This is a genomic window from Streptomyces sp. NPDC048650 (genome assembly GCF_043199095.1).
Taxonomy (GTDB): Bacteria; Actinomycetota; Actinomycetes; order Streptomycetales; family Streptomycetaceae; genus Streptomyces.
The window spans coordinates 279,463-303,927 of sequence record NZ_JBICVM010000003.1; the positions used below are offsets into that span (position 1 = coordinate 279,463).

At 72.8% G+C, this 24,465-nt stretch carries 18 protein-coding genes; 10 read left to right on the forward strand and 8 right to left on the reverse strand.

The window, feature by feature from the left end:
- Positions 1–17: 17 nt before the first annotated feature.
- From iolB to ACGFML_RS10610, 7 genes are all read left to right on the forward strand, one after another.
- Positions 18–932 (forward strand): 5-deoxy-glucuronate isomerase, encoded by a 915-nt coding sequence (gene iolB / locus ACGFML_RS10580; protein ID WP_393542723.1) that lies wholly within the window; start codon positions 18–20, stop codon positions 930–932.
- Positions 929–2,803 (forward strand): 3D-(3,5/4)-trihydroxycyclohexane-1,2-dione acylhydrolase (decyclizing), encoded by a 1,875-nt coding sequence (gene iolD / locus ACGFML_RS10585; RefSeq protein ID WP_393542127.1) that lies wholly within the window; start codon positions 929–931, stop codon positions 2,801–2,803. The genes iolB and iolD overlap by 4 nt, the downstream gene beginning before the upstream one ends.
- 33 nt (positions 2,804–2,836) lie before the next feature.
- Positions 2,837–4,330: a CoA-acylating methylmalonate-semialdehyde dehydrogenase gene (locus ACGFML_RS10590; RefSeq protein ID WP_393542129.1), complete on the forward strand. Its 1,494-nt coding sequence runs from the start codon at positions 2,837–2,839 to the stop codon at positions 4,328–4,330.
- Between the two features lie 167 nt (positions 4,331–4,497).
- On the forward strand, positions 4,498–5,655 hold the full coding sequence (locus tag ACGFML_RS10595; protein ID WP_393542131.1) for a hypothetical protein: 1,158 nt from the start codon (positions 4,498–4,500) through the stop codon (positions 5,653–5,655).
- Positions 5,656–5,791: 136 nt separating this feature from the next.
- A complete protein-coding gene (locus ACGFML_RS10600) occupies positions 5,792–8,500 on the forward strand; it encodes an alpha/beta fold hydrolase (protein WP_393542133.1) in 2,709 nt (902 codons plus the stop codon).
- Positions 8,497–9,360 carry an ABC transporter permease gene (locus ACGFML_RS10605; RefSeq protein WP_393542135.1) on the forward strand — a complete coding sequence of 288 codons (864 nt, stop codon included), beginning with the start codon at positions 8,497–8,499 and terminating at the stop codon, positions 9,358–9,360. Before ACGFML_RS10600 ends, ACGFML_RS10605 begins: the two co-directional genes overlap by 4 nt.
- Before the next feature lie 90 nt (positions 9,361–9,450).
- Positions 9,451–9,912: a hypothetical protein gene (locus tag ACGFML_RS10610; protein ID WP_393542137.1), complete on the forward strand. Its 462-nt coding sequence runs from the start codon at positions 9,451–9,453 to the stop codon at positions 9,910–9,912.
- A 30-nt stretch (positions 9,913–9,942) separates the two neighbouring features.
- Here ACGFML_RS10610 and ACGFML_RS10615 read toward each other — a convergent pair whose 3' ends face one another.
- Positions 9,943–10,959 (reverse strand): alpha/beta hydrolase, encoded by a 1,017-nt coding sequence (locus tag ACGFML_RS10615; protein ID WP_393542139.1) that lies wholly within the window; start codon positions 10,957–10,959, stop codon positions 9,943–9,945.
- Between the two features lie 326 nt (positions 10,960–11,285).
- Between ACGFML_RS10615 and ACGFML_RS10620 the strand changes: the two genes are divergently transcribed.
- Together ACGFML_RS10620 and ACGFML_RS10625 are read left to right on the forward strand one after the other, a co-directional pair.
- Complete coding sequence (locus ACGFML_RS10620; protein ID WP_393542141.1) at positions 11,286–13,397, forward strand: FUSC family protein; 2,112 nt, start codon at positions 11,286–11,288, stop codon at positions 13,395–13,397.
- Between the two features lie 180 nt (positions 13,398–13,577).
- The gene (locus ACGFML_RS10625) at positions 13,578–14,696 is read left to right on the forward strand and encodes a rod shape-determining protein (RefSeq protein WP_393542143.1); all 1,119 of its coding nucleotides are present in this window, start codon (positions 13,578–13,580) and stop codon (positions 14,694–14,696) included.
- A gap of 336 nt (positions 14,697–15,032) precedes the next feature.
- On the opposite strand, the gene ACGFML_RS10630 is transcribed toward ACGFML_RS10625, so the two are convergent.
- From ACGFML_RS10630 to ACGFML_RS10660, 7 genes are all read right to left on the reverse strand, one after another.
- Positions 15,033–16,127, reverse strand: a complete 1,095-nt coding sequence (locus tag ACGFML_RS10630; protein ID WP_393542145.1) for a cytochrome P450 — start codon at positions 16,125–16,127, stop codon at positions 15,033–15,035.
- On the reverse strand, positions 16,124–17,593 hold the full coding sequence (locus ACGFML_RS10635; protein WP_393542147.1) for a cytochrome P450: 1,470 nt from the start codon (positions 17,591–17,593) through the stop codon (positions 16,124–16,126). The genes ACGFML_RS10630 and ACGFML_RS10635 overlap by 4 nt, the downstream gene beginning before the upstream one ends.
- Positions 17,590–18,186, reverse strand: a complete 597-nt coding sequence (locus ACGFML_RS10640) for an ATP/GTP-binding protein (protein ID WP_393542149.1) — start codon at positions 18,184–18,186, stop codon at positions 17,590–17,592. The genes ACGFML_RS10635 and ACGFML_RS10640 overlap by 4 nt, the downstream gene beginning before the upstream one ends.
- Positions 18,167–18,583, reverse strand: a complete 417-nt coding sequence (locus ACGFML_RS10645; RefSeq protein ID WP_393542151.1) for a DUF742 domain-containing protein — start codon at positions 18,581–18,583, stop codon at positions 18,167–18,169. The genes ACGFML_RS10640 and ACGFML_RS10645 overlap by 20 nt, the downstream gene beginning before the upstream one ends.
- Complete coding sequence (locus ACGFML_RS10650) at positions 18,580–18,987, reverse strand: roadblock/LC7 domain-containing protein (protein ID WP_393542153.1); 408 nt, start codon at positions 18,985–18,987, stop codon at positions 18,580–18,582. The genes ACGFML_RS10645 and ACGFML_RS10650 overlap by 4 nt, the downstream gene beginning before the upstream one ends.
- The gene (locus tag ACGFML_RS10655) at positions 18,984–20,255 is read right to left on the reverse strand and encodes an ATP-binding protein (protein ID WP_393542154.1); all 1,272 of its coding nucleotides are present in this window, start codon (positions 20,253–20,255) and stop codon (positions 18,984–18,986) included. The genes ACGFML_RS10650 and ACGFML_RS10655 overlap by 4 nt, the downstream gene beginning before the upstream one ends.
- Positions 20,256–21,024: 769 nt before the next feature.
- Positions 21,025–21,171, reverse strand: coding sequence for a hypothetical protein (locus ACGFML_RS10660; protein ID WP_393542156.1), 147 nt, complete (start codon positions 21,169–21,171; stop codon positions 21,025–21,027).
- A gap of 189 nt (positions 21,172–21,360) precedes the next feature.
- Between ACGFML_RS10660 and ACGFML_RS10665 the strand changes: the two genes are divergently transcribed.
- Positions 21,361–23,715 carry an ATP/GTP-binding protein gene (locus ACGFML_RS10665; RefSeq protein WP_393542158.1) on the forward strand — a complete coding sequence of 785 codons (2,355 nt, stop codon included), beginning with the start codon at positions 21,361–21,363 and terminating at the stop codon, positions 23,713–23,715.
- Positions 23,716–24,465 lie beyond the last annotated feature (750 nt).

Genomic DNA, 24,465 nt, shown 5'->3' on the forward strand with positions numbered 1-24,465 from the left:
AGCGCACCACGGATTCCATGGACTTCCATCTCCGCGCGGGCCGGGCCGCGCGGGCCGGGCGGGCCGGGCGGGCGGACGACGGCCCGTACGACCTGGACATCGACCCGGAGCGGGCCGGTTGGGGGCATTCCTCGCTGCGGGTCCTGAGCCTGCCGCCGGACGGCCACCACTCCTTCGCCGCCGGTGACAGCGAGTGGATCGTGCTGCCGCTGTCCGGCGGCTGCACGGTCGTCACCGATTCCGGTGAGGTCTTCGAACTGACGGGTCGGGAGAGCGTGTTCAGCGGCGTCACCGACTTCGCCTACGTCCCCCGCGACACCCGGGTGCGGATCACCAGTGCGGCGGGCGGCCGCTTCGCCCTCACCGGGGCCCGCTGCGAGCGCCGCCTGACGGCACGTTACGGACCCGCCTGCGACGTCCCGGTGGAGCTGCGCGGCACCGGCAACTGCTCCCGCCAGGTCAACAACTTCGGCGCGGCCGGTGCCTTCGCGTGCGACAAGCTCATCGCGGTGGAAGTACTCACCCCCGGCGGCAACTGGTCCTCCTACCCCCCGCACAAGCACGACGAATGCCGTCCCGGCCAGGAGTCCGAGCTGGAGGAGATCTACTACTTCGAGGTCGAGCCCGCCCACGGCACGGAAGGCGTCGGCTACCAGCGCGTCACACCGTCGGGCCGCGGCCGCGGCACGGACGTCCTCGCCGAGGTCCGCAGCGGCGACGCCGTGCTGATCCCCGACGGCTGGCACGGCCCGTCCATCGCCACCCCCGGGCACACCCTGTACTACCTCAACGTCATGGCCGGGCCCGGCGAGGTCCGCGAGTGGCTGATCTGCGACCACCCCGACCACGGCTGGATCCGTGACACCTGGCCGGACAGCCCCGTCGACCCCCGCCTCCCTCTCTACGAAGCACCCGCAGGAGACGCCCGATGACCACCCGACGCCGCACGGTCGCCCAGGCCCTCGTCGCCTTCCTCGCCCACCAGTTCACCGAGCGCGACGGCCGGCGGCACCGCCTGGTCGACGCCTGCTGGGGCATCTTCGGCCACGGCAACGTCGCCGGCATCGGCCAGGCCCTCCTGGAGTCCGGGGAGGCGCTCCCCTACCTCCAGGGCCGCAACGAACAAGCCATGGTGCACGCCGCCGTCGGCCACGCCCGCCAGTGCGACCGGCTCTCCGCCCAGGCCGTCACGACCTCCATCGGTCCCGGCGCCACCAACCTCGTCACCGGTGCCGCCCTGGCCACCGTCAACCGCCTGCCCGTCCTGCTGCTGCCCGGCGACAGCTTCGCCACCCGAGCCGCCGAGCCGGTCCTCCAGCAGCTCGAATTCCCCGGCGCCGGCGATGTGTCGGTCAACGACGCGCTGCGCCCGGTCTCCCGCTACTTCGACCGCATCACCCGCCCCGAGGCGCTGATCCCCGCCGCCCTCCAGGCGATGCGGGTCCTCGCCGACCCGGTGGAGACCGGTGCGGTCACCCTCGCCCTGCCGCAGGACGTCCAGGCCGAGGCGTACGACTGGCCCGAGGAGTTCTTCGCCGACCGCGTCTGGCGGGTCGCCCGGCCCGCCCCCGACAGCGGCGCCCTCGCCGAGGCGGTGCACGCCGTCCGCGCCGCCCGCCGGCCGCTGATCGTCGCGGGCGGCGGCGTCCACCACTCCGAGGCCGAGGACGCGCTGCGCGCCCTCGTCGACAGCACCGGCATCCCCGTCGCCTCCACCCAGGCCGGCAAGGGCTCGCTGCGCCACGACCACCCCGCAGACGTCGGCGGCATCGGTCATACCGGCACCGCCACCGCCGACGCCCTCGCCCGCGAGGCCGACCTGATCATCGGCGTCGGCACCCGCTACACCGACTTCACCACCGCCTCGGCCACCCTCTTCGCCGCCCCCGAGGTCCGCTTCCTCAACCTCAACATCGCGCCCTTCGACTCCCACAAGCTCGGTGCCACCGCCCTGGTCGCCGATGCCCGCGCCGGACTCGAAGCCCTCACCGGGGCGTTGTCCGGCCACCGTGTCGCGAAGGAGTACGAGGCGGACTACGGAGCGGCGAAGGCGGAGTGGGAGCGCCGGGTGGACGCGGCGTACGCCGCCCCGGACCCGTCGGCGCGGCCGTCCCAGACCCAGGTCCTCGGCGCCCTGGACGCCGTCGTCGACGACACCGACATCGTCATCAACGCCGCCGGTTCCCTCCCCGGTGACCTGCACAAACTCTGGCGGGCGCGGTCCCGCAGGCAGTATCACCTCGAATACGGCTACTCCTGCATGGGATACGAGATCCCGGCCGCCATCGGCGTCCGGCTCGCCGCGCCGGACCGGCCGGTGTGGGCGCTCGTCGGTGACGGCACGTATCTGATGAACCCCACCGAGATCGTCACCGCCGTCCAGGAGGGCGTCAACATCACCGTCGTCCTGATCCAGAACCACGGCTACGCCTCCATCGGCGGCCTCTCCGAGGCGACCGGCGGCGAACGCTTCGGCACGGCGTACCGCTTCCGGGCCGGGGACGGCAGCTACACCGGCGCGCCGCTGCCGGTGGATCTCGCCGCCAACGCCGCCTCGCTCGGCATGGACGTCCTGCGGGCCGACACCGTCGGGGAGCTGCGCGCGGCGCTCGTCAAGGCGCGTGGCGCGAAACGGCCCACATGTGTCTATGTCGAGACCGAAACGGCCGACACTGTGCCGGGCGCACCCGAGGCTCAGGCCTGGTGGGATGTACCTGTTGCCGAGACCGCGACGCGTCCGGCGGCGGTCGCCGCCCGCGCGGCGTACGACCGCCAGGCCGCCGCCCGCCGTCGCCACCTCTGACATCCGCCGCACCACCGTACGAAAGGCCCGACCATGAAGACCATCAGCCACTGGATCGGCGGCAAGCCCGTCGAGGGCGTCTCCGGCAACTACGGCCCGGTCTACAACCCGGCCACCGGCGTACAGGAGAAGCAGGTCGCCTTCGCCTCGGTGGACGAGGTCGACGCCGCGGTCACCGCCGCACGGGAGGCCTTCCGGAGCTGGGGCACGAGCTCGCTGGCCAAGCGCACCTCGGTGCTGTTCAAGTACCGCGAGCTGCTCGACGCGCACCGCGACGAGATCGCCGCGCTGATCACCGCCGAGCACGGCAAGGTGCACTCCGACGCGCTCGGCGAGGTCGCCCGCGGTCTGGAGATCGTGGAGCTGGCCTGCGGTATCCCCGAGAAGCTCAAGGGTGAGCTGTCCACCCAGGTCTCCACGCGCGTGGACGTCTCCTCGATCCGTCAGTCCCTCGGCGTCGTGGCCGGCATCACGCCGTTCAACTTCCCGGCCATGGTGCCGATGTGGATGTTCCCGCTCGCCATCGCCTGCGGCAACACCTTCGTCCTCAAGCCGAGCGAGAAGGTGCCCAGCGCCGCCTTCAAGCTGGCCGAGCTGGCCGCCGAGGCGGGCCTGCCCGACGGCGTGCTGAACGTCGTCAACGGCGACAAGGTGGCCGTCGACGCCATCCTGGAGCACCCGGACATCGCCGCGGTCTCCTTCGTCGGCTCCACCCCCATCGCCCGGTACATCCACACCACCGGCACCGCCAACGGCAAGCGGGTCCAGGCGCTGGGCGGCGCCAAGAACCACATGCTGGTCCTGCCGGACGCCGACCTCGACCTGGCCGCCGACTCCGCGATCAACGCCGCCTACGGTTCGGCGGGCGAGCGCTGCATGGCGATCTCCGTCGTCGTGGCCGTCGGGGAGACCGCCGACCCGCTGATCGGCAAGATCAAGGAGCGCGCCGACAAGCTGCGCATCGGCCCCGGCGACGACCCGGCCTCCGAGATGGGTCCGCTGATCACCAAGGTGCACCGCGACAAGGTCGCCTCCTACGTCGAGGGCGCGGCGGCCCAGGGCGCCGACGTCGTCATCGACGGCACCGGCTACACCGTCGAGGGCTACGAGGACGGCCACTGGATCGGCGTCTCGCTCCTGGACAACGTCACGCCCGAGATGGACGCCTACCGCGACGAGATCTTCGGCCCGGTGCTGTCCGTCGTCCGCGTCGAGACCTACGACGACGCCATCGCGCTGATGAACGCCTCGCCGTGGGGCAACGGCACCGCGATCTTCACCCGGGACGGCGGTGCGGCCCGCCGCTTCCAGCTGGAGGTGGAGGCCGGCATGGTCGGCGTGAACGTCCCGATCCCGGTGCCAGTCGGCTACCACTCCTTCGGTGGCTGGAAGGACTCGCTCTTCGGCGACCACCACATCTACGGCAACGACGGGGTGCACTTCTACACCCGTGGCAAGGTCGTCACCACCCGCTGGCCGGACCCGTCCGACGGCGGCATCAATCTGGGCTTCCCCAGCAACCACTGACACCGCGCCACACCCTCGGACCCCCTGCCGGCCCCTCGCGCCGGCAGGGGGTCCGTCCGTCCGGCGACGGGAGCGGCCGCCGGACAGGTCCGGGGGCCCGCCGAGGGGTGGCCCCCGTTGCTACCGTGCTCCCTTGGCAGAGCACCGACATCCACCGGGGGAACCACATGCCACAGTCCATGGCGCTCGCCAAGGGCGCCCGTATCACCGGCGGAGTCTTCTGCCTGCTGTTCTTCCTCGCGAGCGCCACGTGGCTCGCCATCGACCTCGGCGAGTTCGGCCCGGACGGTGTCTGGGACGCCTGGAGGGGCTCGGGCGCGTACGGCATGAACCAGATCACCGGGCCGGTGCAGTTCGGTCTCCTGCTGCTGCAGCTGGTGGCGGCCTTCGCGGCGTTCGCCGGGGCGCGGTCGGCCGGTGGACTGCTCGCCGTCGCCACCGCCTTCACCTTCGCCACCGCGCTGCAGACCGTCATCAGCACCGGTCAGCACACCAGCGACGACCGGTGGTTCCGGCACGCCGAAAACAGTGCGCCGGCGTTCGAGGGCGTCTTCATCGGCGGCCTGTGGCTGATCATCTTCACCACCGTCGCCGGCATCGTGCTGCTGAGCGGGATGCGCGGCTGGCCGCGTGCCAGGCCCAGTGAGCCGCCGAAGCGTCCGGCCAAGGCGGCGGGCGTGGTCGGTGGCCTGCTGCTCGGTGCCATGGCGCTGACCTACCTCGCCTGGCACATCTACATGCTGGTGCAGGGCGGCAGCGGCGCGTTCACCACGCTCTACCTCGGCCGGGGCCTGCTCAGCTCCCTGATGCAGATGGCTCCCGGCTGGTACGCCACGCTGCTTCTGCTGCTGACCGCCGCGGCGGCCGTCAACTGCCTGATGCGGGGCAGTGCCGCCCGCGGTCTCGCCATCGGTCTGGGGGTCGTGCTGCTGCCCTGCGATCTGATCACCGTGATCGCGATGATCAGCAACGGCAGCCTGTTCGAGTTCCGCGACGCCATGCCGGGCCTGGACGTCCTCAACCACATCCAGCTCCTGCTGGAGCTGATCGGCTCGGTGACCCTGTTCGCGGTGATGGGGCGCGGCGAGCCCGTCGCCCAGGCCTGGTATCCGCCGGCCCCGGCGCAGTTCGGCGGCCCCGGCTTCCTGCCGCAGCCCGGCCCCCAGGGCGCGCCGCAGGCCGGTTGGCAGCAGCCGGGTCCGCCCATGGCGCCGCCGCCCGGGCCGCCCCAGGGCCCGCCGATGCCGCCGCCCCAGGCTCCCCCGATGCCGCCGCCGCCCTCGGGCCCGCCGCAGCAGGGCGGCTTCGGGCCCCCGCAGTACTGAGCCGTCACAGGCGCCGGGCCGGGCCCCGTACCACGACCGTGGTACGGGGCCCGGCCCGCCTACTGCCCCCGGAGGTCACAGGGCTCCGCCGGGGGGACGGGGCGCCTGCCCGCCGGCCGAACCTAGGATGCGGAGCATGGATCTCCGACTGCGCGGACGGCGCCTGTACGCGACCGTCGCCGCCCTCGCCGTGCTCATAGGCGGCGGCACCTGGGCGTCCTCGTCCTCCGGCGCCGCGCCGGCCGTGCACCGCGAGGACCGCGTCATGACGCTGCCCGACCGGCCCGGCAGCGCGAAGAAGGTGCACATCGACACCTCCTACTTCACCGCCGGAGGACGGTCCGCGGGGCGCCGGCCGGCGGTGCTGCTCGCCCACGGCTTCGGCGCCAGCAAGGCCAACCTCCGCCCCCAGGCCGAGCAACTGGCCAGGGACGGCTATGCGGTGCTGACCTGGTCCGCGCGCGGCTTCGGCAGGTCCACCGGCAAGATCGGGCTGAACGACCCGAAGGGTGAGGTCGCCGACGTCGGCCACCTGATCGACTGGCTGGCCGACCGCCCCGAGGTGCGGCTCGACAAGGCCGGCGACCCCCGGGTGGGTGTGGCGGGCGGCTCCTACGGCGGCGCGATCTCCCTGCTGGCGGCCGGCCACGACCGCCGCGTCGACGCCATCGCCCCGCAGATCACGTACTGGAACCTCGCCGACGCCCTGTTCCCGCACGGCGTGTTCAAGAAGCTGTGGGCGGGGATCTTCTTCACCACCGGCTCGGCGGGCGCCGCCACCGCCGCCCCGAACGCCGCGCCCCCGACATCCGGCGGCTGCGGACGGTTCGAGCCCGAGCTGTGCCGGATGTACCAGCGGGTCGCCGTCAACGGCAGACCGGACGCCGCGGCGCGCAAGCTCCTGGCCGACCGCAGTCCCGCCGCCGTCGGCGACCGCATCAAGGTGCCGACCCTGATCATGCAGGGGCAGACCGACTCCCTCTTCACTCTCGACCACGCCGACGCCATGCAGCGCACGATCCGCCGCAACGGCGCACCGGTCGACGTCGACTGGATCGCGGGCGGCCACGACGGCGGGGACCGTGAGGCGGGCCGGCTGGAGGCCCGCACGAAATCCTGGTTCGACCGGTACCTGAAGGGCGACGAGCACACCGACACCGGCCCCGCGTTCCGGATCAGCCGCACCGGGGGAGTGGACTCCACCGACGGCGCGGTGCGGTTGCGCGGCGCGAGCGCGGCGCGCTACCCCGGTCTGGACAACGACCCGCGCCGGGTGCCGCTGGCCGGCCGCACCCAGACCTTCAGCAACCCGCCCGGTGCCGGACCGCCCGCCATCTCCGCCGTGCCCGGTGTCGGCGCGCTCGGCAACCTCTCCTCCATCGGAGCCGGCGGCCTCTCGGTGGACTTCGCCGGCCAGTACGCCCAGTTCGAGTCGGCGCCGCTGCGCACCCCCGCCCACCTCACCGGCAGCCCCACCGCGACCGTGCACCTGCGGTCCAGCTCCCGGGACGCGGTGTTCTTCGCCAAGGTCTACGACGTCGCCCCGGGCGGCCGCCGCCAGGTGCTGCCGTCCCAGCTGGTCACGCCGTACCGGGTCCAGGACGCCGGTGCCGGCAGGACGGTGCACCTGCGGCTGCCCGCCGTCGACCACGACTTCGCGGCCGGGCACCGGATGCGCCTGGTGCTCTCCGCCACCGACCTCGGCTACGCCTCGCCGGCCGAGCCCGCCACCTACACCGTCTCCCTCAAGGGCGGCAGGGAGCTGCGCGTGCCCACCGCGCCCCAGGTGCACGGCGCCGCCGCCCCGTTGCCCGCCTGGACCTGGGCGCTGCCCGCCGCGGCGGCCGTCATCGCCGCGCTGCTGCTGCTCACCGCCCGCCGCCGCACGTCCGCGCCCGCCCCCGACCCGGCACTCGCCGACGTGCCGCTGCAGATCGCCGACGTGAGCAAGCGCTATGCCGGGGCCGCGGACCGGTACGCCGTGCGGGACCTCTCGTTCAGCGTCGGCAAGGGGCAGGTCCTGGGCCTGCTGGGGCCCAACGGCGCGGGCAAGACCACCACGCTGCGGATGCTGATGGGCCTGATCCGGCCCGATGCGGGCGAGATCCGGGTCTTCGGGCAGGCGATCCGGCCGGGCGCACCGGTGCTCTCCCGGGTCGGCGCGTTCGTGGAGGGCGCCGGCTTCCTGCCGCATCTGTCCGGCCGCGCCAATCTGGAGCTGTACTGGCAGGCCACCGGTCGTCCCGCCGCCGACGCGCACCTCGACGAGGCGCTGGAGATCGCCGGCCTCGGCGACGCCCTGCAGCGCGCGGTGCGCACCTACTCGCAGGGCATGCGCCAGCGGCTGGCCATCGCGCAGGCCATGCTGGGCCTGCCGGATCTGCTGATCCTCGACGAGCCCACCAACGGCCTGGACCCACCGCAGATCCGCGAGATGCGTGCCGTGATGATCCGCTACGCCGCTGCCGGTCGCACCGTCATCGTCTCCAGCCATCTGCTGTCGGAGGTCGAACAGAGCTGCACGCATCTGGTCGTCATGGACCGCGGGCGGCTCGTCCAGGCCGGGCCGGTCGCTGAGATCATCGGCTCCGGCGACACCGTCCTGGTGGGTGTCGCGGGCCCCGGGCCGCTGCCCGCGGCGCTGGTGGAGAAGGTCGCCGCCCTGCCCGGTGTCGTCTCCGCCGCCCGCGCCGAGGACGGGCTGCTGATCCGGCTGGCCGATCCGGACGACACCCCCGGGCTCGTCGCCGGCCTCGTCGGGCTGGAGATCCCGGTGGCCCGTATCGGTCCGCACCGCCGCCTGGAGGACGCCTTCCTCACCCTGATCGGAGACGACGCCCGATGAGCAGCGCCACCCCCACCGCATCGGCCCCCGGCTATCTGCCGCGCCGCACGCTCCCGTTGCGCGTCGAGGCGCTGCGCCAGCTGCGGCGGCGGCGCACGCTGGTGATCGCCGCGGTCCTCGTGCTGCTGCCGTTCGTCCTGGTCGCCGCGTTCGCGATCGGCGGCGATCCGGGCAGCCGCAGCAACGGCCGGATCACACTGATGGCCACCGCCACCGCCTCCGGCGGCAACTTCGCGGCCACCGTCCTGTTCGTCTCGGCCGGCTTCCTGCTGGTGGTTCCGGTGGCGCTGTTCTGCGGGGACACCGTGGCCTCCGAGGCGAGCTGGTCCTCGCTGCGCTATCTGCTCGCGGCGCCGGTGCCGCGGGCCCGGCTGCTGCTGAGCAAGTTGACCGTCGGGCTGGTCTTCAGTGCCGCCGCGATGGTGCTGCTGCCGCTGGTCGCGCTGGCCGTGGGCACGGCCGCGTACGGCTGGGGGCCGCTCCAACTGCCCGCCGGCGGCGCCCTGCCGGCGGCGGACGCGGTGCCGCGGCTGGCGGTGGTGGTCGGGTACCTCTTCGTCAGCCAGTTGGTCACCGCGGCGCTCGCGTTCTGGCTGTCGACGGTGACGGACGCGCCGCTGGGCGCGGTGGGCGGCGCCGTCGGACTGACCATCGTGGGCAATGTGCTCGACCAGGTCACCGCGCTGGGCGGCTGGCGTCAGGCGCTGCCCGCCCACTGGCAGTACGCGTGGGCCGACGCCCTGGCGCCCCGGATGGAGTGGTCGGGGATGGTGCAGGGCTCGTCGGTCTCGGTGGCGTATGCGCTGGTGCTCGTCGCGGTGGCGTTCCGGGGCTTCGCGCGCAAGGACGTGGTGTCGTAGGGCGGTGGCTCCGCAACCATTCGGGCGGCCCGGGTGTCTAGGCGTACACAGCGTTCATACACCGGTAATTCCGGAAGGTGAGGACATTCCATGTTCCGTACCGCTTTGCGTGGTGCCGCCGTCGCGGCCCTCGGTCTGGCCCTGCCCCTGACCCTCGTCGCCGCCGGTCCGGCCGCCGCCCGGCAGCCGGCCGGACCGGCCTCGTACACCGTCCGCACCGACCCCAACGGCCGCCACGACGCGACGGACATCCGCCGCTTCCTGACCACGTTCTACGGACACCACGGCCCCACCGCCTGGGCCCGCGAACACCAGGTCTCGGACTACCTCAAGGACCGCGCGGCCCACACCGAGGGCTACGACCTGCTGCTGTGCGCCCAGAACACGCCGCGGGAGATCTCCGTCGGCAAGGTGACCACCGCCCAGTCCGCCGGGATGGGCTGGGCGACGATCACCACCCTCTGGGACGGCGGGGCCCGCGACACCTTCACCGCCTATGTGGACCTCGACTCCCGGCCGATCGGGCTCCAGGACGTCGACTGCGCACCGTGACCCGCTGCCGGCCGCCGCGCTCGGGGGAGTTCAGGCGGTCGGCCCCTGCATGTGGGAGCTGACCCAGCGCAGCGTGCCCCGGCCGAATCCCCGGACGTAGGTCGCGGCGCTGTGGGTGCCGTCCGGCACGACCTCCAGCCGGGTCCTGACCGGCCCGTGCCCGTACTGCGCGATGAACCTGCGCACCTTGGGCAGCACGGTGTTCTCCTTCGACCCGTCCTGGAACGCCAGATACACCGTCGGTCCGCCGCGCGCCATCAGCCGGCGGGCCAGCACCTCGGGGTTGTTCTCCCGCTCCTGTCGGGCATGGCCGTTCCACAGCGGCGAGTCGGGCACGATGTCCGGCCCATTGGGGATCGCCACCTTGAACGTCCCCGGGTTCTGCAGCACGTTCTTCAGCGCCGCGAAGCCGCCCGACGAGGAGCCCATGATCGCCCAGGCGTCACGGGTGCGCAGCGTGCGGAAGTTCTGCCGCACGAGGTCGGGCACGTCCTTGCTCAGCCAGGTGCCGATCTTCGGCCGGCCGGGTATGTCACTGCCGTCGTAGTACTGCTTGTCGTCGGGGTTGAGCACCGGCATGACGAGGATGAAGGGCAGGCTGGTGCCGTCCTTCGACCACTGGGCGAGGCTCTCCTCCAACTTCAGGTCGGAGCCGATCCAGTAGTTGTACGGATAGCCGTACGAGCCGGGCAGCGCCTCCATCACCGGGAAGCCCTTGTCCGCGTTCCGCTTCTCGTAGTACTCCGGCGGCGCCCACACCCATACCTTCCCGGTGAAGCCCGACTTGGGGCCGTGCAGGGTGGTCACGCCTATCGGGGTGTTCTTCCCGGCCCCGCCCACCCGGCTCTGTTCCGCGAAGTCGATCGGATGCGTGGGGAGGCGCACCAGCGACCGCTCGACGTGCCCCGGCGCCGCGGCGCTGCCCGGCCCGGGGCCGCCGAACCGCACCGGGGCCGTCCCGGCCGCGCCGGTGCCGCAGCCGGCCGTGGCGGCCAGCACGGTCAGGGTGATCAGGGTGACCACCGGGGTGAACAGGGCTCTGCGCACGACGCCTTCTCCTTGCCGATCGGGCCGGGAGCAGCCCCGGCCGGCCAGCAAGAGGGAGCGACGTCGCGGGAAGGTTTCCTCCCGGACGTGTCGAATGCGTCGCACCGGACGTCCGGCATCCGGGCGCCCCGCCCTGACCTGGGGTTTTTACGCGTCGCGGACCCGGGCCCGACCGTCATTTTCCCGGTGCGGGCCGCGGCGCGGGCCCCGGTGGGGTCGGACGCGCCCGCCTGCCCGCACACTCCGCCCCGCGTCGCACGGGGAGTTCCGGAATCACCGGTAGTGCCCCTTACGGAACGTTCGTCCCCTGACCGTATTCTCTCGCTATGACCTGGCCGCGTGCGCTGAAGCAGACCGCCCGCTCCGGGCTGACCATCGAGCGGGCCAAGCTCACTCCCGTGATCGCCGTGCGCGGTGCGGCCGGTGTGGCCGTCGTCATCGGCCTGTGCCTGTGGCGGGGCGATCCCGCCCTCGCGGTCTCCTCGGCCTTCGGCGCCTTCGCCTCCGGCCTCGTCACCTTCCAGCGCAGCATGCGGCCCCGCCCCGTCCTGGCACTCGCCGTCGCCGGCGGCCTGGCCCTCTCCACGTTCCTCGGCTACCTGGCCGCCGCCCACCTCGTGCTCTTCGTCGCGCTCCTCGCCGGCTGGACCGTGCTCGCCGGCATGGCCTGGGCGATCGGCCCGGTCTCCGGCCTGGCCGGCACCCAGACCGTGGCCATCATGCTGGTCACCGTCACCCTGCCGACCTCCGTCCTGGGCGCCCTGCAGCACGCCGCCCTGATCTTCTTCGGCAGCCTCGTCCAGGCCACCCTCATCGTCGTCCTCCCGGTACGCCCCTGGGGGGTGCAGCGTGACGCCCTCGCCGACGCCCTGGCCGCCGAGGCCGACTACGCCCGGCGCCTGCGCCACGACCCGGTGGCCCCTTTCGACCCGGCGCCCCTGATGGATGCCCGCCTCGCCTCCGAGGTGACCCCGCGTCAGGCCAGACGCCGCCCCGTTCAGCTGCACGGTCCCCGGGGCCTGGCCGAACGGGTCCGGCCCGTCCTCGCGTCGCTCGCCGACCCCGTCGTCGGCGCCCCGCTCGAAGGCCCCGAACGCGACCGCGTCCGCGACCTCCTTCAGGCCGCGGGTACCGTCCTGGACGCCGTGGCCCACGCCGTACGGCACGCCAGGCCCGTCCGCCTGCCGCCCGAGGCGATGGCCACGCTCGAGGTCCCCGCCTCCGGCCCGATGCTCAAGGGCGCCGCCCGCCGCTCCGCCTACCGCCTGATCTCCCTGCTCGTCGACGCCGTCGAACTCACCGACGAACCCGTCCGGGCGACCCGCCCCACCACTGCGGCCGAACGCGGTCACCTGCTGCGGCCCAGCGTCCCCCGGCTCGTCCCCGTGGCCCTGCGCGCCCTGCACCGCGAGGCCCGCTGGTCCTCCCGCATCCTCCGGCACGCCCTGCGGGTCGGCGCCGTCGCCTGCCTGGGCTATCTCCTGGGCACCGCCCTCCCGTTCGGCCACGGCTACTGGGCCCCGCTCACCTCCGTCATGGTGATGCGCCCCGACTTCGGCCAGACCTACTCCCGCGGCGTGGCCCGCTTCAGCGGCACCCTGGTCGGCGTCGCCATCAGCGGCGCCCTGCTGGCGCTGGCCCACCCCGGCCCCTCCGTCTGTGCCGGCCTCGCCGTCATCTGCGTGTTCCTCATGTACCTGCTGATGCGCACCGGGGTCTCGGTCACCTCGGCCTGCGTGGCCGGCTATGTCATCTTCCTGCTCGGCATCGCCGGCGAGGGCTGGGAGCAGACCGTCGAGGAACGCATCGTGCTCACGCTCCTCGGCGGGCTGCTCGCCCTGCTGTCGTACGCGCTGTTCCCCGCCTGGGAGACACCCAAGCTGCGCGACCGCCTCGCCGAATGGCTGGAGGCCAACGGGCGCTACGCACTGGCGCTGTTCGACAGCTGTGCCCGGCCCGCCGGCCGCCGCCCCCGGCAGGTCCGGGAGGCCCTGCTGGACTCCCGAGCGGCCCGCGTCGCCTGGGAGGAGAGCGAGGCCCGCGCCGAAAAGGAACCCGTACGCCACCGCGGCCTGTCCCGCACCGCGGCCACCGGCGCGGGCGCCGCCCTCGCCACCATGGGCCGGGTCGCGATGATCCTGGAGGCCCACCTCCCCGACAAGGACGCCGAACCGTCCCCCGGCGCCGCCGCCTTCGCCGCCGAACTCCGCCCCGCCCTGGAGCGGGCCGCCCGCGCCGTACGCGAACGCGGCCGGCTGGACTGGAGCGCGCCGCGCGCGGTCTGGGAGTGCTGGGACGCCGCCTCCGAGAGCCAGGGTGTCGCCCTGCGCGTGGCGGACCTGCTCCTGGACGCCCTCGACGACCTCGCCGAGGCCCTGTCCGCGGGGACGGGTGGCCACAGCCGGGTGGCGCGTGGCGCGCGGGACACCGGCCGCTGAACCATCGGCCGCCGAGGCGGCGGGTGTCCCCGCCGGGAACCATTCCGCGTCCCCGGCAGTCTTCATAATTGCCCGCAATCAACACCTTTGCCGCTGGTCGCTCCGGGAACGGCAAGGGTGCTGTCCGCGCCGCACCGCCCACGGCACGTCCCCCGTCGCGAGAGAGCACCCGAACTCCCCATGGTGTCCAGCACTTCCTCCGGTCCCCCGTCCCGCAAGACCGCCACCGGCAGGTCCGCCGGCACGTACGACATAGGCATCGACCTCGGCACCGCCAACACCCTGGTGTACGTCCGCGGCAAGGGCGTGGTGCTGAACGAGCCGTCCGTCGTCGCCGTCAACGCCTCCGGGGAGGTCATCGCCGTCGGCGCCGAGGCCAAGCGCACCATCGGCCGCACACCCTCCGGGATCACCGCGATGCGTCCCCTGCGCGAGGGCGTCATCGCCGACTTCGACGCCGCCGAGCGGATGCTGCGCGCCCTGATGAAGAAGGCCCTGCCGAGCCGGCGCTTCGCCAGGCCGCGGGTGGTCATCTGCGTCCCCTCCGGGATCACGGGCGTCGAGCGCCGCGCGGTCATCGACTCCGCCCGCGCCGCCGGCGCCCGCGAGGTGCACCTCATAGAGGAGCCGATGGCCGCCGCGATCGGCGCCGGCCTGCCCGTCGGCGAACCCGTCGGCTGCATGGTGGTGGACATCGGCGGCGGCACCACCGAGGTCGCCGTCGTCTCCTTGGGCGGCCTGGTCACCGCCCGGTCCGTACGGATCGCGGGGGACGCCCTCGATGCCACCATCGCCGCGTACGTCAAGAAGAAGCACTCCCTGGCCATCGGCGAACGCACCGCGGAAGACATCAAGATCGCCATCGGTTCGGCGGACCACACGCCCGTCGCCACCGCCGCGGACGGCGAGCCCGAACGCCCCGGCTCCTACACCGTCCGCGGCCGCGACCACGTCAGCGGTCTGCCCCGCGTCCAGGAAATCACCGAGCAGGAGATCCGCGAAGCCCTCGCCGAGCCCGTCGACGCCATCGTCCGCGCCGTCCACCAGACCCTCGACGCCTGCCCGCCCGAGCTCTCCGGCGACATCATCGAGCACGGCATCGCCCTCACCGGCGGCGGCGCCCTGCTGCGCGGCCTGGACCGGCGACTGCGCCGGGAGATGGGGGTGCCGGTGACGGTCGCCGACCAGCCGCTGGACTGCGTCGTCAACGGCACCGCCAAATGCGTCGACGAATTCGCCTCGCTGCACGGCCTGCTGACGGGCGCGAAGGAACAGCCGCGCAGGGCCGCGCGGCTGTAGCCTGCGCGCGGCCCAGCGCACCCCGGCCGCGAACGGGCCGGCGCCGGCAGGCCGCCCGGCCCGCCCGCGCCGCCGCTACGGCCGGTGCCCCGCCGCCCTCCGGGCGATGTGGGCCGCCACCGGCCGAGCCGATACGCGCCGCCTGAGGGCCGGTGCGAGGGCCCGGTGCGACGGCCGGCGGGGCTGCGGGGCGCCGACCGAGCGGTGAGGTGGCGGGGTGGCGGGGGGCGGGCGGAGTGCAGGCGATCGGCGTCCGGTCGACCGGTGGACGCATGGTCGGTGCGGCGCGGCGGCCCTGCGCACGGCTCCGCCGCCGCCCTCGCCCCCCACCCTCGTTCACCGCTCCCGCAGCACCACCGGCAGCTTCTGGTGTCCGTTGGCGATGAACGACTCCTGGGGGCGCAACTCCCCCTCCGGAACGGCAAGTCGGAGGTCCGGGAACGTACCGAACAGCGCCCGCAGCGCGAGGTCGGCCTCCATCTTGGCGAGCGGCGCGCCGAGGCAGTAATGGACGCCGTGTCCGAAGGCGAGATGGTCCTTGACGGCGCGCGCCGCGTCGAAGTCGTCGGCGGAGTCGCCGTGTACGGCGGGGTCCCGGCCGGCGGCGCCGAAGGCGAGGAGGATCGCCTCGCCCTTCTTGATCAGCACGCCCTCGCCGAGGTCGATGTCCTCGACGGCGTACCGCAACGGCATGTGCATGATGGGCCCGTCCCTGCGGAGGGTCTCCTCGATCACGTCGTCCCAGGTGACCGTCCCGGCACGGAGCAGGGCGAGCTGATCGGGGCGGGTGAGCAGCGCCAGCGTCGCCTTGACGATGAGGTTGACCGCGGTCTCACTGCCCGCGCCGATCATCAGGATCAGCGTGGAGACCAGCTGCTCCTCGTCGAGTTTGGCCTCGCCGTCGCGGGCGGCGATCAGGTCGCTGGTCAGGTCCGTGCCCGGCGTCTCGCGCTTGGCCGCGACGAGCGTGCCCATGCATGCCAGCAGATCGTCGAAGTCGGCCTTCGCCTGTTCCGGGGTCGCCGCGGTGTGCAGCGCGGCGTCGATGACCCGCCGGGTCCAGTCCCGCATGCTGTCCGGCACGCCGAACAGGTCGCAGATGACCTCGGTGGGGATGACGTACGCGAATCGGCTGCGCAGGTCGACGGCCTCGCCCGGCTGCACGGCCGCCAGCTCGCGGATCAGTCGGTCGACGAGGTCCTGGACGAGGGGGCGCAGCGATTCCGTACGGCGCGGGGTGAAGGCCACGGATATCAGCCGCCGCAGCCGCCGCTGCTCCGCGCCGTAGGAGGTGAAGGCGTTGGTGACGCGGACCCAGACGTTCAGCGGCCAGTCCTGGGGCAGGGACTCCAGCGCGGGCCAGTGCTGCCGCGGGTCGCGGGAGACCCGGCGGTCGGCGGCGAGCTGCCTGATCAGGTCGTGGCGGGTCACCGACCACGCCTGGACCTTCCCAGGAAGCTCCACCGGCGTGGCCGGGCCTCGGGCACGGAGGCGGGCGGCCTCGCCGTGGAGGTCGGTGCCGGAGGGGTCGAGGACGGGGCAGGACTGGGCTTCCATGGCAGTGCTCCATCGTTCGTCGCGGGCGGTGGTGGAGTCGTGGCGCTCGGCGTGAAACGGACCGGCAGCGCCGTGAGAGTGCGGTGGAAGGGGCCGGGCCGCCAGGTCAGGGCGTCGGCGTCGGCGGCCAGGTACATGTCCGGGAGCCGGTCGAGCAGGGTCTCGATGGCGACGTCGGCGATGATGCCGGCGATGTCGCTGGCGGGGCAGGCGTGCGGGCCCGCGCCCCAGGCGAGGTGGGAGGTGTTGGCCGCGCGCAGTCCCCGGTCGGTGGCGAGGGCGGGGTCCGTGTTGGCCGCGGCATGACTGATCAGCACGGGAACACCCGACGGTATGCGGGTCTGCGCGCCGGTGCGCCGGTCCTTGAGGACGTAGTCCTGAACGGCATACACGAAGGAGAAGTTCGACAACGGCGAATGCAGCCACAGCACTTCGTTGAGGGCGTCCGCGACGGTCAGGCTGCCGCCGGTCAGGTGGGTGGCGAAGCGGTCGTCGGAGAGCAGCATCATCGTGGCGGTGGAGATCCATGCCGACTGCGGCACGGTGCCGGCACCGATGAGCACCACCAGCTGATGGACCATCTCCTCGTCGGTGAGGCCGGCGGGGTGGGCCATCATCCATGACGTGACGTCCGCGCCCGGGGCGCCGCGCTTCCTGCCGATCAGCTCACCCAGGCACTGCGCGAGGTCCATGCCACCCTGCTGGGCGGTGGTGGGTTCGGCGTCGATCATCCGCAGACACGCCGCGGCCATCCGGTGGCTGAGATCGCCGGAACAGCCGAAGAGCTGGGCGAAGACCAGCGTCGGGATCGGCCCCGCGTACTGGGCGACGAGATCGGCGTGCCCGTCCGCGGCGAACCGCTCGATCAGCTCGGAGGCGCTGCGCTGCACGGAGGCGCGCAACTGGTGCGGGTTCACGCGGTCGAGCGCGTCGTCCACCGGGGTGCGCAGCCGCAGGTGCCGGTCCCCGTCCGCGAACCACAGGCTGGGCCGCCAGCCCATCAACGGCACGACCTGGTTGTCGGCCGGCACCTTCCCCTCGGCCACTGCCGTCCAGCGCCGCGCGTCCTTGGAGAAGTACGGGCTGCGCAGCACTTCCAGCGCCGCGTCGTAACCGGTCACCAGGACGGCTTCGACACCCGGCGCGATCTCGACCTCGTGCGCCGGGCCCTGCTCGCGCAGCCGCCGGTAGGTGGCGTCCGGGTCGGCGGCGAACGCCTCGCCGTACAGGACCGGCAGCCCGGACGCCGCGGGCTCGGCGGGCGGCCCGTCCGCGGCGGGCTGGTGGGCGGGGCAGCCCGGAGGCGGCACGGGGCTGTGGCCCTGAAGGGGCGAGGTCACGACTGCTGCTCCTGGTGACGGTTGAACAGGTACTGGACGAGTGCGACGAGTGCGGACTTGACCGACTCCCGGTCCCGGGCATCACAGGTGATCAGCAGGGTGCCGGGATCGAGGTCGAGGGCCTCGCGCAGCTCCTCCTCCGGGTGGTCCGGGGTGTCGGGAAAGGTGTTGAGGGCGACGATGTACGGCAGTCCGTACTGCTCCACCAGGCCCAGCGCCTCGAAGGACTGGTCGAGGAACCGTGAGTCGGCCAGCACCAGCGCTCCGTACGCCCCCCGCGCCAGGTCCTGCCAGATCTGGGTGAACCGCTGCTGCCCCGGGGTGCCGAACAGGTACAGGGCCAGGTCGTCGGCGAGGGTGAGCCGGCCGAAGTCCAGCGCCACCGTGGTGGTCGTCTTGCCCTGGACGCCCGCCAGGTCGTCCACCGCGGCGCCGGCCTGGGTCATCAGCTCCTCGGTGCGCAGCGGCTCGATCTCGCTCACGGCACCGATCAGGGTGGTCTTGCCCACGCCGAACGGCCCGACCACCATCAGCTTGGCGGTGATCTGCACCGAGTCGCGGACGTAGATGCCGTCATAGAGCGTTGAGGCCATGCAGCAACCTCTCCAGGATGTGCGCGTCGTCGGACCGGGACGCGGTGTCGGTGTCGGTGTCGCTGGCGGTGGCGGTGGCGGTGGCGGTGGCGGTCTCGGCCGGGGCGTGGGTCGTCCGCGTGACGAGGTGACCGGAGTCGAGGAGATCGGCGAGCAGCACGCGGGTGATGGTGAGCGGCTGTCCCAGATGACCGGCGACCTCGACCACGGACAGATAGCCGCCCCGGCACAGTTCGACCATGGCCGCCTGCTCGGGCCCCAGCCCGCTCAGCGGTCTGTCGGGCACCGAGGTCACCATCGTGATCACGTCCAGGACGTGCGTGTTGCGGGTGGGCCGCGACCGCCCGCCCGTCAGGACGAACGACCGCACCAGGTCCCGCCTGCGTTGGGGCGTCATGTCGGACTGCCGACATCCAGCCGGGCCCGGCTGCCCATCTCCCGCCCGAGCTGGTCCACGACCTCGTGCATGCGGTAGGCGACCTGCCCGACGTCGGCGGCGCCGGAGGCCGCCACCGACAGGAACGTCCCCTCCGCGGCGCGGATGGTGACGACGTAGCCCCCGGCGAACTGCACCAGGCTCTGCTGCCACGAGTCGGCCGGCGCCCGGCAGAACATCGCGGTGGCGCTGCTGGTGGACTGCACCCCGGCCAGCGCCGCCGCGATGCTGTCCGCCCGGTCCTCGTTCAGCCCTTCCGAGAAGGCCTTCACCAGTCCGTCGGCGGTGACCAGGATCGCGTCGTACACCTCGGGTTGGTCGAGCACCTGCCGGAGCATCCAGGCATCGCGGTTGTGGGTGGTCATGGCTGGGGGGTTCCTTCCGTGTGTGTCCGGTCCGGGTGGGCCCGGCGCTGCTGGGCGGCCGCCTGGCTGGCGCGCTGGAACGCGCCGAGCGGCGCCGCCGCCTCACCGGGTGAGCGGCGGGCGGGCGTTGCCGCCCGGCCCGCGGTCTCCGCGGGGGCCGGCTGCCGCTTCCGGGTGCGCTTGGGCAGCCCGCCCGCCGTGGTGGCGGGGGCCGCGGGTGTCGCGACGGCCACCGGTTGCGGTGCGAGAGCCGCCACGGGGGCCGTGGCGGGCGCGTCGGTGAGCAGCGTTCCGGGGATGTTCACCACGGCCCGTACGCCGCCGAACGCGGAGGCCGAGTCGACCGATACGGAGAATCCGTACCGCCGAGCCAGCGCCCCGCACGCGGCCAGCCCGAACCGTGCCGGGCTCCCGAGACCCGCCACCCCGAGTGCCGCGTCGTTGAGCAGCCGGGTGGCCTTCGCGCGTTCCGCGGTGTTCAGCCCGACGCCGGCGTCCTCGATGACGACGGCCAGTCCGCCGTGCGTCAGCTGCACATGCACCTGCACCGGGGTGTTGGGGTGCGACGACCGGGTGGCGTTCTCCAGCAGCTCGGCCAGCGCCACCACCAGCGCCTCGACCGCCCGCCCCTGCACGGCCCGGCTGTCCTCGATCCGTACGATCTGGACCCGCTGGTAGTCCAGGATGCGGCCCACGGCGCCGCGCACCACGTCGTGCAGCGACGTCGCGTCGTGCTGACGTCCGGGCCAGGAGCGGCAGATGACCGCCATTCCCACCGCCCGCCGCAGAATCTGCGCGTTGGTGTGGTCGACGTCCATCAGGTCCTGGAGGAACTCCGGGTCGTCGTGGCGCGCCGTCATCTCCGTGATCTTCACCTGCTGGTTGTTCGCCAGCCCCTGGAGCTTGCGCGCCACATCCAGCAGCAGGCCGCGCGCCGTCTGTTCGGCGTTCTCCTCGGCCGCCGCCACCATGCCGAGCACCCGCTCCTGGTCGTCGGCGAACTGCGTCCCGCTCAGCTGCCCGTGCAGCGGCCCGGGCACGTCCGCCTGCCGTCCCTGGCGCAGCCCGTCCGACAGGGCGGGCAACCGCCGCTCGACCAGGTGTCTGGCCTCGTCGTCCCGCATCCGCACGGCCGCTTCGAGCGCGCCGACGCGAGCCGCGCGCCGGCCGGCGACACGGCGGTACCGCAGCGCCGCGACGACGGCCGCGACCAGGGCGAGCACCAGCAGCCAGAAGGCCACGTCCGGTAGGGGTGACATCAGATCCATCAGGTCCTCGAACGGGAGGGAACGGGGTGGGCGAACAGGGCGGAGCGGCCGGTTCCGGCACACCCGGCCGGCGAGCCCCGGGCCCGGCCGGGCAGCACGAATCCCCGCTCCGGCCGTGAAGTCATCGCTACGGCGGCCCAGTTGCGTGTGTGCTCATCCGGCTCCCGCCCGGCACGCCCGGTGGCGTCCGGCGTCCCCGCCGTCCCCGCGCGCCCGGATAATCGCGGAAGCGGCCCCGAGGAGACGGGGCCCTGCCGACGGGCGGCCGCGGTCACGCTGCGCAAAGCCCCGGCGCGGGCCACCCCGCGTCCGGGTGTCGGACGGTGCCCTCGGTACCCAGCGCAGCGAATTCAAGAATTTGCTTACTGATGGTGACGACCGCCCCTGATCGGCAACGCGATTGCCGTTCGAACCTACAACATCAACTCGAACTGGCGAGCAGAAAGGGAAGAGTTGCTTCCTGCGTCGCAGCGGGGGAGCGCCGGGAACAACAGGGTGTTTGCGGCGGCGCGGTCGCAAAGACGGGGAGGCCGTGCTGCGTTCGGCGATGACCCGACGCCTCACGGTGGCCACCGGCACTCCGGGCGAGGGCAAGAGCCGGCCGGTCACCGACCTCGTCGGGAGCGGGTGATCCGTCGCGCGAGCCCCAGGGTGCCCTGGCAGCACCGCCGAAGCGCCGTCCGCGCACCAGACCCGCTCCCTGATCCGACCCGATCCGACCTGATCCGACGTGATCCGACCCGATCCGACGTGATCCAGACGACCGGCCCTAGCTGCCCCGCAGCCACCACAACAACAGACTCACGACCCCTGAACCGGCCGCGCCGGCGGCACCGAGAGCCGCCTGGCGGGCGAGCCGTCGCCAGAAGACCGCTCGGACGGTACGCGGCCGCTCGGCGTCGCCGGTCGTGGTCATGGTGTTTCCTCCTGCTCGGGATCGGGGCATGCGCCCCGGGACCGATCGTGGCCTGTCGAGGCCGGGCGAAGGGCGCCGAGGACCGCTGTGGGCGTTGCCGTTCGCGGTGGCAGCACCCGGGGTGTTGCCGTCTCAGGTGGCAACACCTCTTTCCCGCCTGGGGAAGGGGAATGTCGTGATACTGGCGGGATGTATGACCGACAGGTGCGCCCCCCTGGCGAGATGGCCGTGGCCGGCTCGGTTCGGCCGGTGGGTCTGGCCCCGCTGAAAGACGACTTGGCGCCGGAGAAGCGGGCGTTGGCGGAGGATCTGCGCCGTGTCTTCCTCACGCTCGGGATCAGCGTGCGGCGCTACGCCGCACGCCGGTTCCTCAATGCGAGCTCTGTGACCCGCTACCTCAACGGCGAGCGGGTACCGCCGTGGACCTTCGTCGCGGGCGTCATCGCCGACGTACAGGAGGACCAGGCTCCCCTCACCCCCGAGGCGGAGGCGGCCCTGCGGGATCTGCATCGGGCGGCGCTGAAGAGCAACAAGCACAGCAGTGAGGTGCAGGGGCTGCAGGACAAGCTGGCCGAGGCGGACGAGGACACCCGGCGCATCACGACACGCCAGCGGGCTCTGGAGGAGGCGCTGCTGGACAGGGAGGGCCGCCTGGCGAAGGTGCGGGGCCAGTGCCGGAATCTGGAGACGCAGCTGGAGGAACAGCGTCTCGCCCGCCGGGGCGAAGTGGAGCTGTGGCAGGGCGAGTACGAGCGGTTGCAGGAGGAAAGCTGTGACCTGCAGAAACAGGTGATGCACCTGCAGGAGTCACTGGCGGTCACGCGCGCCGAGCTGATCGCCGCCGAGGACCGGTGCCAGCAGTTGGAGACCAGGCTCGAAACCTTCCAGGAGCTGGGCGGCGGAGACGGGCGGGAGGAGGACGGGCAGGCGGCGGACGGGGCACCCTCGATCATGGTGATGCTGGAGGAGGCGGACCGCAGGTCCTCGGTGTCCGAGCTGGTGAGGGCCGTGGGGGATCTGGAGCTGCGTACCCGGAAGGCCATGGCGAGTGAGCTGGTGAGGTCGGCCAGCGAGTCGCGCACCATCGAGGAAGTGGCGGGTCTCCTGTCCGCGCTGCGGCAGGCGGGGTTCGACGCGTACGCGCAGACCGTGCTGCCGCCCATGGTGGTGGCCCGCTCGGTCGACGACACCAGCGCCCTGGCCCGGGAACTGCTCCGCGAGGGCCTCGACGAGTACGTGGTGATCCTGGTGCAGGCGTCGGTGGAGTTCCACCGGCCCGAGGACGTGGCCGAGTTCGCAATCGCGCTGCACCGGGCCGGACTCCCGCAGCACGCCGAGGGTCTCCTGGGAGCGGCGGCCGTGGTCCGTGCGGTCCCCGACCTGGTGTCCGTGACCCTCACCCTGGCGGGCGGCGAACTCGACGACGCGGTGGTCGCCGCCATGTCTGCCGCTGCCGCCCAGAGATCGGTGTGCGACCTGGTGACGCTGAGCGTCGCGCTGCGCGACGCATGCCTGGCCCGGCACGTCGACGTCCTGCAACGGGCGGCGGCAGCCCGGCGGCCCGCCTCGGACGTGGCCGAGTTGATGGGTTCGCTGACACACCAGAACCTGGAGCAGGATGCCGAGAGCGTCTTCGTCCAGACGCAGAACCGCAGTGTCGGGCATCTGATCCTGCTCGTCCAAGCCCTCCGGGACGGCCGAGCCCGGTCGGTGCTGTCCAGGGCCGCGGAGTGCCGTCCCGTCCACGACGTCGCCGTCCTGATGAGCGAGCTCTACATGACGGGACACCATCAGTTCGCGGCGGACCTGCTGGTCCTGGCCGTGCGTACGAGAGCGGCGGAGCAGATCGCCGAGCTGCTGGAGATGCTGGGCGGTATGGCCACGGGCTCGGAGTCGATCATGAGGGCGGCGGCCAGGGTCCTCCCGCCCGCGGAGGTCGCCGCACTCCTCACCTGGCTGGAGTGGCACGGACTGTCCGAACACGCCGATGCCCTCTTCCGGTGCACGGTGTACGACGACCTCGTAGGACAGTCGGGCCTCTTCCTCGAGGCCCTCGCCGAGGCCGGATCGCGCTACGCCCGCCAGGACGTCCTGTGCCGGCATGCCGGCGACATGGAGCCGGCGACCCTGGCGTCCCTGATGCTGGCCCTCGAATCGGCCTCGCTCACCAGTCATCTCGACGCGGCCATCCACGTCAGGTACGTCGAGTGCCCGGTCCTCGATGTCGTCCCACTGGCCAAGCGGCTCCACTCCACCGGCGGTGCCGGCCTGCGGGCCGAACGCGTGCTGAGACGCGTCGTGGACCACCTCGTCCGGGCGCGTTCCCTCGCCGATCAGGCGGTCCTCGTCGGAGCCCTGCAGTCGGCCGGACTGGGCACGATCGCCGAACGGCTCACCACCGAGGCCCTGAAGGCACACGGTCGGCTGTTCCGGGAGCAGCTCACGTGGGAGCAGACCAAACACGAGCAGAAAGTCATGTCCCGGGCCTTCTGGCTCCCGGATCGGGCGCGCCGACGGAGCACGCACCCAGGCGGGGGAGACTAGTCGGCCTTGCGCAGCCGCCGCCGGCGCGGCTGAGCCTGGCGGGCCGCCCGTGGCGACAGGGGTCGTCAGCAGGCGGCGGCGAACCGGCGGTGCGTCGACGCACAGCCTGCGGCACGCACAGAGGCCACCGGCCATCCGTGCGCGCCGCAGCCCAACCGGCGTCACCTCAACGGTGCCCAACGGCATACGGGCGCACCTCACGCGTCGGTTCGTACGATGACGCGTCGGTGGTGGCTGGCACTGTCCCCCGCGAAGCACCAGCCCTGGTGCGTTGAAGTTCCGCCCGCTCGGTCGGTCAGTTCTCCGCGGTCGCGGCCTGGCTCTTGTACTGAGGGGTGTTGCCCTTCCAGGCCATGGCGATGAAGTCGATGCTCCGGCCCTCCTTCATCTCGCGGGAGAAGTGGCAAGCAATTGCCGAACTGACGCTCCTTCACGATGCCGGAATGCGGCCGATGCGTCGTGAGCGCAGAGTGCACAACTGTGTTGGCAATGAGTTCACTCGTGGCTGTGGAGGGCCTGATGCCGGGGTCCCCGCGAGGAAGAGGCGATGAACACGTCGTGCGACATGTGCTGGGTTTCCCGGTGCCTCCCCGCGCCTGCCCCGACCCCGCGGACGAGGAGCGCCAGGCGGTACGTCTCGGGGTCGGACCGCGTGACCGCGTGACCGCGTGACCGCGTGACCGCGTGACCGCGTGACCGCGTGACCGCGTGACCGCGTGACCGCGTGACCGCGTGACCGCGTGACCGCGT

Coding starts and splice junctions, on each gene's coding strand:
- ACGFML_RS10625 (WP_393542143.1), top strand. CDS start 13,578: ATGGTGTCCAGCACTTCCTCCGGTCCCCCGTCCCGCAAGACCGCCACC.
- ACGFML_RS10620 (WP_393542141.1), top strand. CDS start 11,286: ATGACCTGGCCGCGTGCGCTGAAGCAGACCGCCCGCTCCGGGCTGACC.
- ACGFML_RS10590 (WP_393542129.1), top strand. CDS start 2,837: ATGAAGACCATCAGCCACTGGATCGGCGGCAAGCCCGTCGAGGGCGTC.
- ACGFML_RS10655 (WP_393542154.1), bottom strand. CDS start 20,255: ATGGATCTGATGTCACCCCTACCGGACGTGGCCTTCTGGCTGCTGGTG.
- ACGFML_RS10595 (WP_393542131.1), top strand. CDS start 4,498: ATGCCACAGTCCATGGCGCTCGCCAAGGGCGCCCGTATCACCGGCGGA.
- ACGFML_RS10650 (WP_393542153.1), bottom strand. CDS start 18,987: ATGACCACCCACAACCGCGATGCCTGGATGCTCCGGCAGGTGCTCGAC.
- ACGFML_RS10660 (WP_393542156.1), bottom strand. CDS start 21,171: ATGACCACGACCGGCGACGCCGAGCGGCCGCGTACCGTCCGAGCGGTC.
- ACGFML_RS10610 (WP_393542137.1), top strand. CDS start 9,451: ATGTTCCGTACCGCTTTGCGTGGTGCCGCCGTCGCGGCCCTCGGTCTG.
- ACGFML_RS10600 (WP_393542133.1), top strand. CDS start 5,792: ATGGATCTCCGACTGCGCGGACGGCGCCTGTACGCGACCGTCGCCGCC.
- ACGFML_RS10605 (WP_393542135.1), top strand. CDS start 8,497: ATGAGCAGCGCCACCCCCACCGCATCGGCCCCCGGCTATCTGCCGCGC.
- ACGFML_RS10645 (WP_393542151.1), bottom strand. CDS start 18,583: ATGACGCCCCAACGCAGGCGGGACCTGGTGCGGTCGTTCGTCCTGACG.
- ACGFML_RS10640 (WP_393542149.1), bottom strand. CDS start 18,186: ATGGCCTCAACGCTCTATGACGGCATCTACGTCCGCGACTCGGTGCAG.
- ACGFML_RS10665 (WP_393542158.1), top strand. CDS start 21,361: ATGTATGACCGACAGGTGCGCCCCCCTGGCGAGATGGCCGTGGCCGGC.
- iolD (WP_393542127.1), top strand. CDS start 929: ATGACCACCCGACGCCGCACGGTCGCCCAGGCCCTCGTCGCCTTCCTC.
- iolB (WP_393542723.1), top strand. CDS start 18: ATGGACTTCCATCTCCGCGCGGGCCGGGCCGCGCGGGCCGGGCGGGCC.